Origin of the sequence: Nonomuraea sp. SBT364, assembly GCF_001083785.1 — a bacterium.
Taxonomy (GTDB): domain Bacteria; phylum Actinomycetota; class Actinomycetes; order Streptosporangiales; family Streptosporangiaceae; genus Nonomuraea.
Genome location: NZ_LAVL01000007.1, coordinates 91224 through 106576 on the forward strand (window position 1 = coordinate 91224; position 15353 = coordinate 106576).

A 15353-nucleotide genomic window follows, 5' to 3' on the forward strand; every position below is an offset into this window, starting at 1 on the left:
ACGGTTGCGTTCCGACGGCTCGCCCGCTTAGGCTCGGCGATGAGACGGAACGGATCCGTTCCGACGTTCGGGATCGGGAGCGAATGGTGGATGACACCGAGGTGCTGGTGGTCGGCGCGGGGCCGGCCGGTCTGGCGCTGGCCTGTGCGCTGCGCCTGCACGGCATCGCCGCCCAAGTGGTGGATTCGGCGTCCGGGCCGGCGTCCACGTCGCGAGCGAACATCCTGCACGCGCGGGGCGTCGAGGTGCTCGACCGGCTCGGCGCGCTCGGCGACCTGCCGGATCGCGCGCTCTCGGCGGTCACCATCACGCAGTACCTGGACGGGCGGCCGGCCATCACCATCCGCTTCGGTGACGTGGGGCTGGGCGCGGCGCGGCCGGCTCTGTACATCTCACAGGCGGACATCGAGGCGGAACTGCGGCGCCGACTGGCCGAGCTGGGGGCCGGCGTCCGCTGGAACACGCCGCTGGTCGAGCTCACCCAGGACGCCGACGGTGTCACCGCCCTGCTCGGCGACGAGCGGGTCCCGCTGCGCTGCCGATGGCTGGCAGGCTGCGACGGCTCGCACAGCACCGTGCGCAAGCTGGCCGGGATCGGCTTCTCGGGGGTCCGGCTCACCGAGGGGTTCCTGCTGGCCGACGTGCACGCCGACTGGCCGGTGGACCGGGCCGGCGGCCACGGCTGGCCGCACCGGGACGGCCCGTTCTTCGCCCTGCCGATGCGGGAGGCGGGCGGCGCGGACGACCTGTGGCGGTTGATGGCCTACGACCCCACCGGTGCGGACGGCGTACCGGGGGATCAGGAGATCGTCGAACGCTTCCGCCGGCTCGTGCCCGAGCGGACCGGACGAGCCGACATCCGCATCAAGGACGCGGTGTGGACGTCGGCCTTCCGCGTCCACCGCAGGCTGGCCGACACCTACCGCCGGGGCCGGATCTTCCTGGCGGGCGACGCCGCGCACATCCACAGCCCGCTCGGCGGCCAGGGCATGGTCACCGGGATGGGCGACGCGGAGAACCTCGCGTGGAAGCTCGCCCTGGTGGCTCACGGGCGGGCGGCTGACGCGCTGCTCGACACCTACGAGGCCGAACGGCGTCCGCTGGCGACCGAGGTGCTGCGGCAGACCAGCGCCGCGACCAGGTTGCAGGTCGGCGACAGCCCTTTCATGCGTTTCCTGCGCAACCGCGTGCTCGTTCCTGTCGCCAACCTGCCGGCTGTGCAACGCCGGGCCGGGCAGCTCGCCTCCCAGCTGTGGGTGACGTACCGGCGCGGACCACTGGGCGGCGGGGCCGGGTCCCGGCGGCGGCCACGGCCCGGCGACCGGGTCCCGGACCTGGCCTGCCTCCGTCCCGACGGCGGCGCCACCCGCCTGCACGCCGAACTCGGCCGCCGCTGGGTGCTGCTCTCTCCCGGCGGGGACACATACGCGTACGCGGACGAAGCACGCGAACGGCTCGGCGACACGGTCACGGCGCTGACCCGCGACTCCGGCACGCAACGGGACGTCTGGCTGATCCGCCCGGACGCCCACCTGGCCTGGCGCGGACGGCACGCCGCGGCACGCCTCGGCCCATGGCTGGACCGGGTCCTGCGACAGGAGCAGACCCAGTCATGAACCTTGAGCTCCGGGGCGCTGCCGATCCCACTCGTCGAGGAGCTTGGGAAACTCTTGGCCCATGAAGCCGTACATGTCCCGCATCAGCTCAAGCCTGGCCCGGCTCTTGGGACTGTCGCCGACCACGGCCAGCCCCTGCTCCGCGAGCTGCGCGAATGCGGAGAACTCCGCCATCTTCGCCCGGAACGCACGCCCGAAGACGTCCTCGGTCAGCCGATAGTGGTCGCGCCGCCCCCGTGGTGGGCGGAAACGCTCGACGAGCCCGCCTCGTTCGAGCTGCCCCAGAGCCACGCTCATGCTGCTCTTGGCCACGCCGAGTCGCTCGCACAACCCCGGCGCGTCGGCGGACTCGTCCGGATCGACCAGTAGCACGCCGACGACCCGCCCCGCTGTACGACTGAGCCCCAGCCGCTCGAAGTACAGCCCCGCACTCTCCACGAACTCCTCAATACCGGCCACCCAACAGATTCTAAGTTGTTCGGATCGTTCCGAACAAACTAGACTCTCGGCATGCTGTCCATCGCCATCACCGGCGCCAACTCCGGGATCGGCCTGCGCGCCGCCCAAGCCCTCGCCACCGCAGGCCACCACGTGCTGGCGCTGTGCCGGGACCCCGATCGAGGCCGCGCCGCCCTGGCCGACATCAACGCCCACGCCACACACCCGGCCGGCCTGATCGAAGCCGACCTGTCGATACCCGACTCGATCAAGGCCGCCGCCGACCAGATCACGCACACCGTCGGCCACCTCGACGTGCTCATCAACAACGCCGCCGTCTTCGACCAGACAGTCCGGGAGCCCCGCTTCACGGCGGACGGCCATGAGCTGTTCTGGGCCACCAACCATCTGGGCCCCTTCCTGCTCACCGCACACCTCAGCCCTCTGCTCGCCGCCGCGGACCGGCCTCGCGTGATCAACGTCGCCAGCAAGGGACTGCTCTCGATGCCCCGCATCCGGATCCGGTTCGATCAACTCGACGACCCGAGCTGGTACACCCCGACCCGCGCCTACTATCACGCCAAACTCGCCCAGGTCATGACCACCCTCTCTCTGGCCGAGAAGGCCGAAGGACACCTGGAGACCACCTGCGTCCGCGTCCCCGCCGTGCGGCTCGACCCCGACCGGGTGGCGGCCATGCCACGGTTGCTGCGCACCCTGTACGCGCCCAAGAACCGCATGGCAGTCCCCGCCGAACGCCTCGGCGAGACGTACGCCCGCCTCGCCACCCGGGCCGGCAGCCTGCCCGGGCCGTACGTGGACGAGAACCTTCGCCCGGTCCGCGCCCCGGCCTCCGCCTATGACAGGGCCGCCCGCGAACGGCTGTGGTCGCTCTCCCAGACCGCCACCGGCGACCCCGCCTGGGCCTGGTGATCACGGGAGGCGGGCCGGGCTTCCCCCGTTCAGCCGCCCACCGGCCTCCCTCGTGTCACAGGTAGCGCAGCCACAAGTACGGCGCGACGAGCGTGACGGTGACCACCGTGACGATCAGGCCGTACTTGGTGAACTGCCAGAAGCTGATCGGCGTGTGGTTGCGCGCCGCGATGCCGAGCACGACCACGTTGGCCGCCGCCCCCACCGCCGTGGCGTTGCCGCCCAGGTCGGCGCCGAAGGCCAGCGCCCACCACAGCACCTGCGTCGACCCGTCACCGCCGCCCGCGTTGACCAGGTCCGCGACGATCGGGCTCATGGTGGCGACGTAGGGGATGTTGTCCACGATCGCCGACAGCGCGGCCGAGGCGCCAAGCAGCCCCATCGTCGTCAGCTCCAGCTGCCCGGCGGTCGCCTCGACGGCGGCCTCGGACAGGTTGCCGATGACGCCGGTCTCGACCAGTCCGCCGACCATCACGAACAGCCCGGCGAAGAACACCAGCGTGGGCCACTCCACCTCGGAGATGGCCTCCTCGGTGGTCACCTTGGTGGCCGCGACCAGGATGCCCGCACCCAGCAGCGCGACCACCGACGGTTCGTAGTGCAGCACCGGATGCAGCACGAACGCGGCCATCACCAGGGCCAGCACCGCCAGGCTCTGCCACAGCAGCCGCCGGTCGGCGATCGCCTCCTTCTCGTCCAGCGCCATGATCGCCGCCGCCCGCTCCGGATCCTGGCGCATGTGCCGGCCGAACATCAGCCAGCACAACCCCACGAAGACGATCATCAGCACGATCACCATGGGCGCCATGTGGATGAGGAAGTCGTTGAAGCTCAAGCCCCCGCGACTGGCGATGATGATGTTCGGCGGGTCTCCGACCAGGGTGGCGGCGCCGCCGATGTTGGACGCCATCGCCTCGGCGATCAGGAACGGCACCGCCGAGACGGCCAGCCGCTCGCACACCAGGAACGTCACGGGCGCGATCAGCAGCACCGTGGTGACGTTGTCCAGCAGCGCCGAGGCCAGGGCCGTGATCACCACCAGCAGCACCATCAGCCGGAACGGCCGCCCCTTGGCCCGTTTGGCGGCCCAGATGGCCAGATACTCGAACACGCCGGTCTGCTTGAGCACCCCGACGATGACCATCATCCCCAGCAGCAGGAAGATGACGTTCCAGTCGATACCCGAATGCTCGGAGAAGAACGCGGCCTCGGCGTCGGTGGCATGCAGAAGCAGCATGATCCCCGCGGCGCCGAGCGCGGCGGCGACCCGGTGCACCTTCTCGGTGGCGATCAGCGTGTAGGCGGCCAGGAACACCACCACGCTCACCCAGGCGACCACGGTCATGCCGGCAGCACCCGCTCCAGCAGCGCCTTCAGCGTGACCGCGCCCAGCAGCCTGCCGTCCTCCACGATGGCGACCAGCGGGCTGCGGGTACGTGCCATCAGCGCGGCCACCTCCAGCACGGTGGCGCCGGGATCGGTCACCGGCAACTCACGCGGCCTGCTCGGCAGGGCCTCACGCACGGTACGCCGGTCCAGCGCCCGCAGGAACTCATCCGCATGCGCCTCGTCGATCACCCTGGCCAGGGCCGGATCGTCCTGACAGTAGGCGGGCACGGCCAGGCGCAGCACCTCGGCGCCGGGCAGGATGGTGAACGGCTCGCCCTCGTCGCCGAGCACGATGACGCCCGGCAGATCCTGCAGGGCCAGCAGCCGGGCCGCGTCGACCACAGGCGCGTCGAGACCAAGGGTCGGAAAATCGGTGAGCAAGTCTCGGGCGCGCACGCGCACATCCTTCTCAAGCAACAGGAATAGGACATGCCGACCAGACTTCCCGGCTCACCAGCCCCAACCTATCAGGGAGCCGCAACCCCACAACGGCCCGAGCCCCGGAGCCGGATGGCCAGGGCTGGCAGGGTGGCGGTGCCGAGCGTGGTGGCGGCCGCGATCTTCATCTGGCCGGCCGGCGCGATCGGCCTGTCGGCGGGGTCGGGGGAGCCGGAACGGCTGCTGCTCCGGCACTTTCGCACCGGAGCCGAACGCGCCTTCGCGCAGGACACCGCGTCCGGGTTCCGGCTGCCGGCCGACACCGCTCTCCGGGCCATGCCGGTGGCGGTCAACGACCCGGTCACCGCCGTCCTGAGCGCCACGGACGGCGGGTCGGGCGACCAGGTCCCTACGGGGTCACGATCGCGAACGCGGGAACCGGGCTGCCCAGTACGGCGGTCAGGCGGTTCAGGACGTTCATGTCGCCCTCGTGCCGGATGCCGTCCGCCGGTTGGCCCGTGAGCAGGCCGAGCAGGTCCTGCTTGGTGAGCGTGAGCGTCAGGTCCACCTGCTGCGGGCGCGGATCGGCCTGCTGGATGAGCGCGCCGTTGGACAGCGTGGTGCGGTAGCGCTGGTCGAGGTCCGTCAGGTGCCAGTCGATGGCCAGGCTCTCGTCCCACGCCTTGGGCCCGTCGACGCGGATGGCGATGGAGTCGAAGATCTGCTCCATCGAAAGGGCGCTGAGCATCTCCGGCGAGGCCGTGTCGAGGTCGGGCGGAACGATGCCACCGACCAGCTCCTGGGCGGCCACCAGGTAGAAGTTGCGCCAGGTGCCGTTCTCCGCGCCGTGGCCGAGCCGGGTGTAGACCTCGGCGAGCATCGCGCGCGCCCGGCGGTCGCTCTCGTCGGCGAAAACGGCGTGGTTGAGCAGCGAGGCGGCGAAACGCAGGTCGCCCTCGTCGAGGTAGCGGCGGGCGTAGGAGAGGACGCCCTCACGCCCGCCCATGCACTCGACGTAGCGTCGCGCCTGCTCGACCGGCGGGTGCTCCCACAGGTGGGCGGGGTTGCCGTCGAACCAGCCCAGGTAGCGCTGGTAGATGGCCTTGACGTTGTGGCTGACCGAGCCGTAGTAGCCGTGGGTGTGCCACGCCTGCTCCAGAGCGGGCGGCATCCGCATCGCCTCGGCGATCTCGGTGCCCGTCATGCCCTCGTTCATCATCCGCAGCGTCTGGTCATGCAGGTACGCGTACATGTCGCGCTGCCGCGACAGGAAGGTGACGAGGTTCTCCCTGCCCCAGGTCGGCCAGTGATGCGAGGCGAAGACCACGTCGGCCTGGTCGGCGAACAGGGCGATCGCCTCGTTCAGGTAGCGCGCCCACACGCGGGTGTCACGGACCACGGCGCCGCGCAGCGTGAGGATGTTGTGCTGGTTGTGGGTGGCGTTCTCGGCCATGCACAGGGCCCGGTGGTCGGGGAGGAGGAAGTTCATCTCGGCCGGGGCCTCGGTGCCGGGGGTGAGCTGGAAGACGATCCGTACCCCGTCCAGGGTCTCCTCCTGCCCGGTGCGCGTGACGTCCTTGGTGGGCGGGATCAGGGAGATGGTGCCGGTCGAGGTGGTCATGCCCAGACCGGTGCCGATCTGGCCTTCCGGTGAGCGAGGCAGGTCCGGGCCGTACATGTAGACGGCGCGGCGATTCATCGCGGCGCCGGCATAGACGTTCTCCGACACCGCGTGCTCCATGAACCCGGCCGGCGCCAGGATCGGCACGCCGCCGTCGGTGACGCCGCGTACTCCGCCGAAGTGGTCGGCGTGGGAGTGGGTGTAGATGACCGCGGTGACCGGGCGGTTCCCCCGCTGGTCACGGTAGAGCTTCAGCCCCGCGGCGGCGCACTCGACGGACAGCAGCGGGTCGACCACGATGACGCCGCGCTCGCCCTCGATCAGCGTCATGTTCGACAGGTCGAGGCCGCGCACCTGGTAGATGCCCGCCGTCACCTCGTACAGACCCTGCTTCACGCACAACTGCCCCTGCCGCCACAGGCTGGGGTGCGCGGTGTCCGGGCAGTCTCGCTCAAGGAAGCTGTATGCGTCGTTGTCCCACACGACCCGGCCGTCGGCGGTCCTGATCACTGCGGGATCGAGCGCGGCCAGGAATCCGCGGTCGGCGGCGTCGAAGTCCGCCCGGTCCTGAAAGGGAAGGTCTGCCATGAAATCGACCTTCCCTCCGGTAGTCCGGCCGCCCGGCCGCAGCCGGTATCTTCACCCGCTCGTGAACATCTCTTGCACCGGCTCCCGCCCGGCGCGGGTAGCCCGGCCGCGCGCTGATCCGCGGCTCCAGCGTCAGCGGGCAGCGAGAACGGGCGACCCTCACGAGGTCGCACCGATCCGCCCGGCCTGGATCGTGCTGCCCTGCGTGGTCTCGATCACGATCGGCACCCCGTCCGGAACGCGCCCGCGCAGAGCGTCGAGCAGACCGGAAACCGGCGGCAGATCACCCGGCGTCTGAACGCGGATGTGCAACTCCCGGGAGACGACGTCGACGCCGGCGATCGACGAGTCCGGCACACCGGAGATCCATTCGGCGGCCGCCGCCTTGGCCCGCGCGCTCCAGACGGTCAGCAGCCAGCTCACCACGGTGTTGGCCGACAACGGGATGACCACCACGACCAGCAGCAGCGCCAGAACGAGCCGGGCACGGCGGTGACTCCGGCCGGACACGGCGACCGCCTCGGCCCCGTACCCCGTCGCCGTGAACACCACCATGCCGCCGAGCACGAGAGCCAGCAGATTGGACAGGAACAGCACCAGCGCGCCCAGCGCCAGCCAGCCCGCACCCCGGCCGAGACACACCCCCACCACGGCCAGCGGCGGCACCAGCGAGATCGCGATGGCCACGCCCGGCAGCACCGCGGAGACGTCGCGGCGGGCATACGCCACCGCACCGGCCAGCCCCGTGGCGAGCGCGGCCACCAGGTCCATCAGCTTGGGCGAGGTACGCCCCGCGATCTGACTGTTGGCCAGCAGCTCGTACGAGGCCGGCAGCAACGCCGAGAACACCAGCCCGATCGCGACGACCAGCAGGCCGCCGAAGCACACGAACCCGATCGCTCCCTGGCCGCGACGCCGCACCGACGCCAGCGCGATGCCCATGATCGGCGTGCCCAGCGGCGCGATGATCATCGCCCCGATCACGGTGGCCGTCGAATCGGTGAGCACCCCCGCCGAGGCGATCACCGCCGACAGCGTCAGCATCGTCCAGAACGCCGACTGCTTCGAACGGACGTCGCCCGAGGACAGATCCAGGCTCTCGACCAGGTCCCCCAGTGGGCGACGCTGCACCTCGGGCAGTACGCGCTCGCGAAGTCCGCTCAGCATGCGATGGTCTCATCAGGCCGCGGGGCGACGATGCGGATTGCGCGTGTCATCGTGCCCGTCGGCCTCTGCGGCTCATCAGCGAGCCGATCAGCATCCCGATGGCGACGCACACCACCAGCGTGATCCACAACGGCGCCGTCACCACGATCATGAACAACTGGATCGCCGCGTCCTGCCGATTCTGCAGGATGAACACGATCGCCAGCACCAGCAGAACGAGCGCCAGCCACACGCGTGGCGGCACACCCTTGAGCCGGCTCGCCGGCCTCTGCTCCGTCACCATGTCCCCCCGGATGGCTTCAGTGCCCTTCGCATCGGCCATACCCGAGAAACCGCCGCTGATGTGGGAAAACCGGCGGTCCCGCCACCACAAGATCGTGGAAGGCCATGGCGCGCCGGGCGCGGGCCGGCTCGGCCAGGCGGATCGGTCAGCCGCCGACGGGGCTTGCCGGAGCGCCGCCCGTGCCCTTGCCCGCGTTGCGGACCAGCCAGGTCGTCACCCCCAGCACCACCAGAGCACGGCGGCCGACCGGCGACCGCAGCGCCGGCACGGCGGCCACCATCGCCAGCGCCCACATGGACGGATAAGCCCACCGGGGCGAGATCAGCGCACCGACCAGCGAAGCGCCGAACACCACCCCCATCCAGCCCAGCAGCCGCCGGCTCCCCAGCGAACCGGGTCCGGGAGATGGCGCGAGGAACGACATCGTCCCGCACAAGATCGGGGACAGCACCGACATCGCCAGCCCGCCGAAATCGACGGGCACGCCTCCGATCAGCACTATTCCGTCATTGACCACGTAGTACGTGGACGACCAGGTCAGCTCGCGCTGCACGACCGTCCATGCGATCACCAATGCGTACGCCCACGCGCAAGCAGCAGCCGCGCCGCGTCTCCCGCGCCAGGACAACCACACGACGAGCGCGTACGGCAGGGCGTACGAGACCAGCTCCAGGAGCTGCCGGAGCTCCTCCTCCACGAACGACCCCTGCGACGCCAGCGCCCCGTACAAGACGGCCCGGGCGAGCGCCGCCAGCAGGAGCGCGACGGGTGCGACGAGCGCGGCCACGTTGACCGCCTCTCGCCAGTGCGAACCGGCTCCGCGCCGCACGCGGATGGCCAGCCCGCCACGCACCAGGTCGAACGTGTCGCGCATCCCGGGCCGATCCCGGCCGGGCTCCGCGCCCGCGAGCAGCACCGCGATCATCTCCTCCTCGTGCAGGGCCCGGTGCTCCGCCGGATACCACCGGGCGAGCAGTCGCCGGTAGCGCCGTTCCAGGACCGTCACTGCGCCCTCCCCAGCTCGCCGAATACCGTCGGCAGGCCGCCGAGCCCCTGCCGGACGCCCCGGGCGTGCAGCCGGGCCGTCGCCGTGTCCGCGTTGTGCCGCAGTTGCTCGGCCTCCGCTGCCAGCCGAAGCTCGCCCTCCGGCGTCAGCCGGTAGTAGCGTCGCGCCCGCCCGTCCACGATCTCCTCCTGGTCGGCCGCCACCAGCCCTTCCGCCTGGAGCCGGTCGAGGGCGGCGTACAGGGTGCCGACCCGAAGCCGCACCCGCGACGGGCACTCCGCCCGGGCAGGGGTCAGCCGGCGAACACGGGAGGGATCCGCCCCTTCCACGGCATGGCCTGTTCCAGGTGGGCGGCGATCCGGAACAACAGGTCCTCGCGTCCGTGGGCGGCGACGAGCTGCACGCCGATCGGCAGCCCGTCGTCGCTCACTCCCAGGGGCAGGCTCATCGCGGGATGGCCGGTGACGTTGAAGACGACGGTGAACGGCGCGTACGCCGCCAGCGACTCCAGCCAGCCGGTCACCGTGTGGCCGGGGTCGTCGTATCGCAGGGTGCCGTGCGGCGCCGGGAGGCGGCCCATGGTGGGGGTGACGAGCAGGTCGTACGAGGCGAAGAAGGCGCTCACCGATCTCGTCACCCGGTTCTGGGCGTCGAGTGCGGTGAGCACGTCCAGCGCGCTGTAGCTCGCGGCCAGATCGAGGAAGCGCCTGGAGACGGCTTCCATCATGGCCGGGTCGGGCCGGCGAGGGGCCAGGAGCAGGGTGGCGGAGATCGCGACGCCTTCCAGGACCCACGCCCGCATGACGGCTTCCCAGTCCACTTGGGGACCGGCCGCGTCGACGGTGTGTCCCATCCGTTCCAACTGGCCGCCGGTACGGATCGCGGCCGCGGCCACCTGGGTGTCCACCGCCGTGCCGGGCCAGGACTCGGTGGTCACCGCGACGCGGAGCCGGCCGGGGTCGGCGCCGAGTTCGGCGGCGTAGGGGCGGCGCGGCGGCGGGGCGGTGTACTTGTCGCCGATCCCGGGACCCTGGACGGCGTCCAGCAGGTGGGCGGCGTCGCGGACGGTGCGGGTGAGCGCGAAATCGTACGACATGCCGAGCATCGGCTCGCCCGTGTCCGGCCCGCACGGTACGCGGCCGCGGGTCGGCTTGAGACCGACCAGGCCGCAGCAGGCGGCCGGGACCCGGATGGAGCCGGCTCCGTCGCTGGCGTGGGCCACGGGCACGGCCCCGGCGGCGACCAGGGCGGCGGCGCCGCCGCTGGAACCGCCCGCGCCGAGGTCCGGGTTCCAGGGATTGCGGACGGGGCCGTACCGGACCGGTTCGGTGGAGAAGCTGAGGCACAGCTCCGGCACGGTGGTCAGGCCGAGCGTGACCAGCCCGGCGGCCCGGAAGCGGGCCATCAGGTCGGTGTCGTGCCGCGGGACGACACCGGGCAGGCTGCGGCTGCCGAGGAAGAACGGCACCCCTTCGGCCACCGGCCCGTGATCCTTGATCAGGAACGGGACCCCGGTGAACGGGCCCTGCCCGGCGTGGTGGAGAGCCGGCTGGAACGGGGGTAAGGCCAGGCCGTTGACCTGGGCGTTCGCCACGGTCAATGCGTGGCGGGCGGTGGCCTCGATCTCGGCGGCGGTGACCTCGCCGGACGTGATCAGCTCTGTGAGGCCGAGGGCGTCGTACCTGGCGTATTCGTGAAGTTTCATGAGAGGTCCTCTTCGATCACTGGGCGTACTGAAATGGGCGATGGTGCTCCATCGCCTGGTGTGATCGAAAGGTCTCTACGCTCGGTCCATCACCGGCCATGGTGACAGTGGACGGCTCCAGCGGTCCAACGGGTTTTCGCGCAGGGCGCCACCGGCCACCCCGGTGGACGACCGCGTACGGCCATGCCGGGGAAGGACGGGACGACTCGAACGCAGGATTGAACGGCCCCCGGGAACGAGCTCAGCCGGTGCGCCGGGACGGCTTCGCCCCCGTCCCGACCAGGAAATCGGTGAGCACTTCGGCGAGTCGTTCGGGCTGATCCTCGGGGACGAGGGTGGACGAGTCCGCGATCTCGACCAGCCGGCCCTTCGGATACAGCTCGGCGAGTCGAGGACCGTGCTCGCGCGGCATCAATCGATCTTCGGCCGCCCACACGATTAGGACAGGGCGGTCGAAGGCACCCAGTCGCTCGCTCCAGGCCAGCAAGATCTCGCGCTTGGGCGCCGAGGTGGCGAACTTGGCGAAGTCCCGGCGAATGGCACGGCTCCGGGTCGCGGGAGCGAACCAGTCGTCCATGATCTCGTCCGGGATCCCGCGCAGGCTCATTCCGCCGTATCCGTTGGGATTGTTCCGGATCACGGGGACGCGCATCAGCCGCGTAAAAAGCCAGACGCCGCCGGGGATCCTGCACACGGTGGCCGCCGCCTTGGCCGCCGGTCCCGGGGGAAAGTTGTCGAACGCCTCGCAGGCCACCAGCACCAGCCGCGCGATCCGCCGGCCCTGCTCCTCCAGGACCAGGAACTGGCCACCGCCCCAGTCGTTGAGCACGAGGGTCACCTCGTCCAGGCCCAGGCGTTCGACGAACTCACCCAGCAGTCGTGCGACACCGCGCTGGGACAGGTCGGCGTCCCGCTTCATCGGTCGGCGATGGCCGCCCAAGGGCAGGGTGGGCAGGATGCAGCGATACCCGTCCAGCAGCGGTACCACCTTGCGCCACAGCGTCTCGTTCATGGGCGGGCCGTGGACGAGCACCAGCGCCGGCCCGCTACCGCCGGTGTCCTGATAGTCGATCGGTCCGGACGACAGCTCGATCTCCGGCATCGCGCCTCCATTTGATAGATCGTTCTACTGTAGCCTGGGTGAAGTCCGGCCGGCCCACCAGGACCCCGGACGGAAGGGCGAAAGAGATGGGACAGGCACGGCCGGATACGCGGCTCAAGATCCAGGGTGCGGCCACGGTGTTGTTCCGCCGCAACGGCTACTCGGGCACCGGCCTGAAGCGGATCGCGACGGAAGCCGAGGCGCCCTTCGGCTCGATCTACCACTTCTTCCCCGGCGGCAAGCAGCAGCTGGCCGAGGAGGTGATCCGCACGTCCGGAGCCGAGTACGGCCAGATGGTGCTGGCGTTGCTGGACAGCGTTCCGGACCCGGTCGAGTCCGTCGTGCATGCCTTCCAGGCGGCCGCGGACCACCTCACCGCGACCGACTATGCCGACGCGTGCCCGATCGCGACGGTGGCACTGGAGGTCGCCGGCACCGATGAAGTCCTACGGGTCGCGACGGCCGAGGTCTTCGCCGGGTGGGTCGGCGCCGGTGAGCAGTGGTTCGCTCGCTGGGTGTCCGACCAGGACGCGGCGCGGTCACTCGCCTATTCGATGATCATGATCCTGGAGGGCGCGTTCGTACTCTCCCGGGCCGCCCGAGATCCGGAGCCGCTGCGGGTGGCCGGCCGATCGATGGCCGAGTTGTTGCGCACGGCCATCGATCGGGCCGGTCGCCGGCCGAACCGGTGACGGCACAGCGGATCGCGGCCCGCGCCCGTGGCCTTCGTCCATCACCCGCTTCGCCCCGTACCCGGCGGTCGGAGCCGCTGGATTCGCCGCGGAGGTCGCGGGCTAGGCTGCGGCCATGACCCGCGCGCAGTTGGACAAGCAGCCGCACGAGGTCGCCGCGATGTTCGACCGCACGGCACGGCGATACGACTTCGTGAACGACCTCATCTCGCTCGGTCAGATGCGGCTGTGGCGCAAGGCCGTCGCCGACGCCGTCGACGCGGGCCCCGGCGAGATCGTCCTCGACCTGGGGGCGGGCACGGGCACCTCCACCGACGCCTTCACACGGCTGGGTGCTCGCGCGATCGCCTCCGACTTCTCCATCGGCATGTTGAGCACGGGAGTCAGGCGCAGGGGGCGCAACGCGCTCACCGGCGCCGGCCTGCCGTTCATCGCGGGTGACGCGCTGAACCTGCCGTTCGCCGACGACGCCTTCGACGCCGTCACGATCTCCGCGGCGCTGCGCAACGTGCACGACACCGAGCAGGCCCTGCGCGAGATGCTGCGCGTCACCAAGCCGGGCGGCAGGCTGGTGATCTTCGAATCCTCCCACGTGACGATCAAGTCGTTCGACCTGGTCTACCGCGAGTATCTGATGAAGATGCTGCCCAAGGTGGGCAAGCTCTTCGGCTCCAACGACGACTCCTACGCGTATCTCGCCGAGTCCATCAGAGACTGGCACGACCAGCCGGCCCTGGCCAGGATCATCCAGAGGGCCGGCTGGGAGCGGGTCGCGTGGCGGAACCTCGACCTGGGCATCGTCGCCCTGCACAGGGGCTACAAACCCCAGCGCTGAACCACTGGCGTCATGAGCCGAGGACACCGACGTCACCCTGACCCGGCTCCGAGCGGTGATCATTCCGCGTGGCAGACCGTGCCCGGCTCCGGGAGGGTCAGGTTGATCAGGTACCTGGTGGCGTGCCGGATCGGGCACTTCTTGCCTGACAGGTACATGACGTGACCGGGCCCGTCGTAGGCGACGGTTACCGATCCCGGGATCATGCTGGTGAAGCTGCTGGTCGACGTATGGTCGAACCACGTGGTGCCGACCCCCAGAAAGGGCGGCAGACCGTGCGTTGGCAGCGGCCGGGACGGATTGGCCACCGGGAGCGGCCAGCCCGTGCACCCCAGCGCGTCGATCGCCGCTCCCGCGTACTCAGGTGCGATCTTCCGCGCCTTCCTGCGGAAGTCCTCAAGCTGGGCATAGCCGGCGTATCCGCGGTCGTCCCCGCAGCTCATCACCTGCGCTCCGGGCGTTGCCGCGTACCGCGCGTTGAAGAGCGCCTGATCGGCGAAGCCCGACCCGTCCCCGCGCCGCGCCTTGTCCACCGCGTCCGCGAAGGTCAGCCAGTTGGCGTTCTGCGGCCCTGGATCGAGGGGGAGGGTGGAGGTCAGCAGCCATCCGGTCAGCTTCCCGTCGCCATACTGCGACGAGGTGACTGGAATCGGATGGCGATCGGCATCCCGGAGGAGCCTGCGCCATACCCTCTCGGCGTCCTCACCGTGCAGCGCGCAGGCGGAAGCCTTCGCGCACCACTCGGCGAACCTGGTGAACATCCGCTGCAGAACAGGCAGGGCCAGCAGCCGCTGCGAGGGCCAGCCCCGGGTCTGGTTGTTCACTCCGTCGAGGTACATGGCCCGGATGCGCTGCGGGAACAGCCGGGCGTACGCGGCGGCCGCCGCCCCGCCGACGCCGCTCGCCATGAAGCTCATCCGATCTTCACCCAGAGCCTGGCGGATCGCCTCGGTGTCCCTGGCGATCGACAGAGCGTCCAGGTGCGCGAACAGCCCCGTGGTGTCCGCCTTCTGACACTCCTTGAACGCGTCGTTCATCGCCGCGGCCAGCATCGCGAACTCCTTCGTGCCGCGCGGGTCGTGCAGGGATGCCCCTGGCTGGGTGCACGCCTGGGGCATGCGGGCGATCCACGTGGTGGTACGCGTGTCGTAGCCGACCAGATCGAACCTGCGCCGCAGCTCGGAGAGGTCCGCCGCGGAGCGGGTCAAGCCCTGGATCCCGTAACCGCTGGAGATGCCCAGGACGCTGCCGAGCCGGCGTGGCGGCTCGGTGGCCGGCAGCCGTGCCAGCTCCAGCGTGATCTTCTGCCCCTGCGGCTTCGCCCAGTCCGCGGGGACCTCGATCGCGGCGCACTGCATGCCCGCGGGCGCGCCCTCGCTGTCGCATTCCTGCCATCTCAGCGGTCCGTCAATCCGGGCAGCGGACGCCGCCGGGGCCATCCCGATCAGCATCGCTGCGGCTACGGCGAGGACCGGCCACCTGCTCCCACCACGTACGCCGCCGTGGCGCTTGATCAGATTCCGTGCGCGTGTCGTGATCATGATTCCAGCTTGCTGGCGCGGATAGCCGGTTTCTTCCTACCTTGAGACGGTTCCGGCAG

General features: G+C 70.6%; 16 protein-coding genes. 5 read left to right on the plus strand and 11 right to left on the minus strand.

Annotation, left to right across the window (positions count from 1 at the left end; genetic code table 11):
* Nucleotides 1–86: 86 nt before the first annotated feature.
* Entirely contained in the window at nt 87–1616 is a 1530-nt protein-coding gene (locus ADY59_RS05850; RefSeq protein ID WP_231618561.1) for an FAD-dependent monooxygenase, read from the plus strand.
* Here ADY59_RS05850 and ADY59_RS05855 read toward each other — a convergent pair.
* A complete protein-coding gene (locus ADY59_RS05855; RefSeq protein WP_049558631.1) occupies nt 1611–2075 on the minus strand; it encodes a GbsR/MarR family transcriptional regulator in 465 nt (154 codons plus the stop codon). The genes ADY59_RS05850 and ADY59_RS05855 overlap by 6 nt on opposite strands.
* Nucleotides 2076–2126: 51 nt before the next feature.
* On the opposite strand from ADY59_RS05855, the gene ADY59_RS05860 reads away from it, so the two are divergent.
* Nucleotides 2127–2987 carry an SDR family NAD(P)-dependent oxidoreductase gene (locus ADY59_RS05860; RefSeq protein WP_049558632.1) on the plus strand — a complete coding sequence of 287 codons (861 nt, stop codon included), beginning with the start codon at nt 2127–2129 and terminating at the stop codon, nt 2985–2987.
* A gap of 55 nt (nt 2988–3042) precedes the next feature.
* Here ADY59_RS05860 and ADY59_RS05865 read toward each other — a convergent pair whose 3' ends face one another.
* Both ADY59_RS05865 and ADY59_RS05870 read right to left on the minus strand, forming a co-directional pair.
* The gene (locus ADY59_RS05865) at nt 3043–4332 is read right to left on the minus strand and encodes an ArsB/NhaD family transporter (protein ID WP_049558634.1); all 1290 of its coding nucleotides are present in this window, start codon (nt 4330–4332) and stop codon (nt 3043–3045) included.
* Nucleotides 4329–4772 (minus strand): CBS domain-containing protein, encoded by a 444-nt coding sequence (locus ADY59_RS05870; RefSeq protein WP_049558637.1) that lies wholly within the window; start codon nt 4770–4772, stop codon nt 4329–4331. Before ADY59_RS05870 ends, ADY59_RS05865 begins: the two co-directional genes overlap by 4 nt.
* 114 nt (nt 4773–4886) lie before the next feature.
* On the opposite strand from ADY59_RS05870, the gene ADY59_RS53895 reads away from it, so the two are divergent.
* The gene (locus tag ADY59_RS53895) at nt 4887–5276 is read left to right on the plus strand and encodes a DUF2254 family protein (protein ID WP_197093458.1); all 390 of its coding nucleotides are present in this window, start codon (nt 4887–4889) and stop codon (nt 5274–5276) included.
* On the opposite strand, the gene ADY59_RS05880 is transcribed toward ADY59_RS53895, so the two are convergent.
* The 7 genes from ADY59_RS05880 to ADY59_RS05910 form a co-directional block, all read right to left on the minus strand.
* The gene (locus ADY59_RS05880) at nt 5164–6963 is read right to left on the minus strand and encodes an alkyl/aryl-sulfatase (RefSeq protein ID WP_049558639.1); all 1800 of its coding nucleotides are present in this window, start codon (nt 6961–6963) and stop codon (nt 5164–5166) included. The two genes, ADY59_RS53895 and ADY59_RS05880, sit on opposite strands and share 113 nt — an antisense overlap.
* Before the next feature lie 159 nt (nt 6964–7122).
* A complete protein-coding gene (locus tag ADY59_RS05885; protein WP_049558642.1) occupies nt 7123–8130 on the minus strand; it encodes a DUF389 domain-containing protein in 1008 nt (335 codons plus the stop codon).
* Between the two features lie 46 nt (nt 8131–8176).
* Complete coding sequence (locus ADY59_RS05890; protein WP_231618562.1) at nt 8177–8452, minus strand: lipopolysaccharide assembly protein LapA domain-containing protein; 276 nt, start codon at nt 8450–8452, stop codon at nt 8177–8179.
* A 106-nt stretch (nt 8453–8558) separates the two neighbouring features.
* Nucleotides 8559–9419, minus strand: coding sequence for a hypothetical protein (locus ADY59_RS49660; protein ID WP_049558644.1), 861 nt, complete (start codon nt 9417–9419; stop codon nt 8559–8561).
* Entirely contained in the window at nt 9416–9682 is a 267-nt protein-coding gene (locus ADY59_RS48440; RefSeq protein ID WP_231618563.1) for a PadR family transcriptional regulator, read from the minus strand. The genes ADY59_RS49660 and ADY59_RS48440 overlap by 4 nt, the downstream gene beginning before the upstream one ends.
* A 29-nt stretch (nt 9683–9711) precedes the next feature.
* Nucleotides 9712–11124 carry an amidase gene (locus ADY59_RS05905; protein ID WP_049558646.1) on the minus strand — a complete coding sequence of 471 codons (1413 nt, stop codon included), beginning with the start codon at nt 11122–11124 and terminating at the stop codon, nt 9712–9714.
* Nucleotides 11125–11365: 241 nt separating this feature from the next.
* Nucleotides 11366–12226: an alpha/beta fold hydrolase gene (locus ADY59_RS05910; RefSeq protein ID WP_049558649.1), complete on the minus strand. Its 861-nt coding sequence runs from the start codon at nt 12224–12226 to the stop codon at nt 11366–11368.
* A gap of 38 nt (nt 12227–12264) precedes the next feature.
* Here ADY59_RS05910 and ADY59_RS05915 point away from each other — a divergent pair, with 38 nt between their 5' ends.
* Both ADY59_RS05915 and ADY59_RS05920 read left to right on the plus strand, forming a co-directional pair.
* Entirely contained in the window at nt 12265–12918 is a 654-nt protein-coding gene (locus tag ADY59_RS05915; protein ID WP_231618564.1) for a TetR/AcrR family transcriptional regulator, read from the plus strand.
* Nucleotides 12919–13033: 115 nt separating this feature from the next.
* A complete protein-coding gene (locus ADY59_RS05920) occupies nt 13034–13753 on the plus strand; it encodes a demethylmenaquinone methyltransferase (protein ID WP_049558654.1) in 720 nt (239 codons plus the stop codon).
* A gap of 59 nt (nt 13754–13812) precedes the next feature.
* Here the strand turns inward: ADY59_RS05920 and ADY59_RS05925 are convergent, their stop codons facing one another.
* Nucleotides 13813–15294 carry an alpha/beta fold hydrolase gene (locus ADY59_RS05925; RefSeq protein WP_082309892.1) on the minus strand — a complete coding sequence of 494 codons (1482 nt, stop codon included), beginning with the start codon at nt 15292–15294 and terminating at the stop codon, nt 13813–13815.
* Between the last annotated feature and the right edge of the window lie 59 nt (nt 15295–15353).

What these genes read in the sequence shown, in the direction of transcription:
- ADY59_RS05860 (WP_049558632.1), top strand. Translation starts at nt 2,127, where the DNA reads ATGCTGTCCATCGCCATCACCGGCGCCAACTCCGGGATCGGCCTGCGC.
- ADY59_RS05865 (WP_049558634.1), bottom strand. Translation starts at nt 4,332, where the DNA reads ATGACCGTGGTCGCCTGGGTGAGCGTGGTGGTGTTCCTGGCCGCCTAC.
- ADY59_RS53895 (WP_197093458.1), top strand. Translation starts at nt 4,887, where the DNA reads ATGGCCAGGGCTGGCAGGGTGGCGGTGCCGAGCGTGGTGGCGGCCGCG.
- ADY59_RS05880 (WP_049558639.1), bottom strand. Translation starts at nt 6,963, where the DNA reads ATGGCAGACCTTCCCTTTCAGGACCGGGCGGACTTCGACGCCGCCGAC.
- ADY59_RS05885 (WP_049558642.1), bottom strand. Translation starts at nt 8,130, where the DNA reads ATGCTGAGCGGACTTCGCGAGCGCGTACTGCCCGAGGTGCAGCGTCGC.
- ADY59_RS05890 (WP_231618562.1), bottom strand. Translation starts at nt 8,452, where the DNA reads ATGGCCGATGCGAAGGGCACTGAAGCCATCCGGGGGGACATGGTGACG.
- ADY59_RS05905 (WP_049558646.1), bottom strand. Translation starts at nt 11,124, where the DNA reads ATGAAACTTCACGAATACGCCAGGTACGACGCCCTCGGCCTCACAGAG.
- ADY59_RS05910 (WP_049558649.1), bottom strand. Translation starts at nt 12,226, where the DNA reads ATGCCGGAGATCGAGCTGTCGTCCGGACCGATCGACTATCAGGACACC.
- ADY59_RS05920 (WP_049558654.1), top strand. Translation starts at nt 13,034, where the DNA reads ATGACCCGCGCGCAGTTGGACAAGCAGCCGCACGAGGTCGCCGCGATG.
- ADY59_RS05925 (WP_082309892.1), bottom strand. Translation starts at nt 15,294, where the DNA reads ATGATCACGACACGCGCACGGAATCTGATCAAGCGCCACGGCGGCGTA.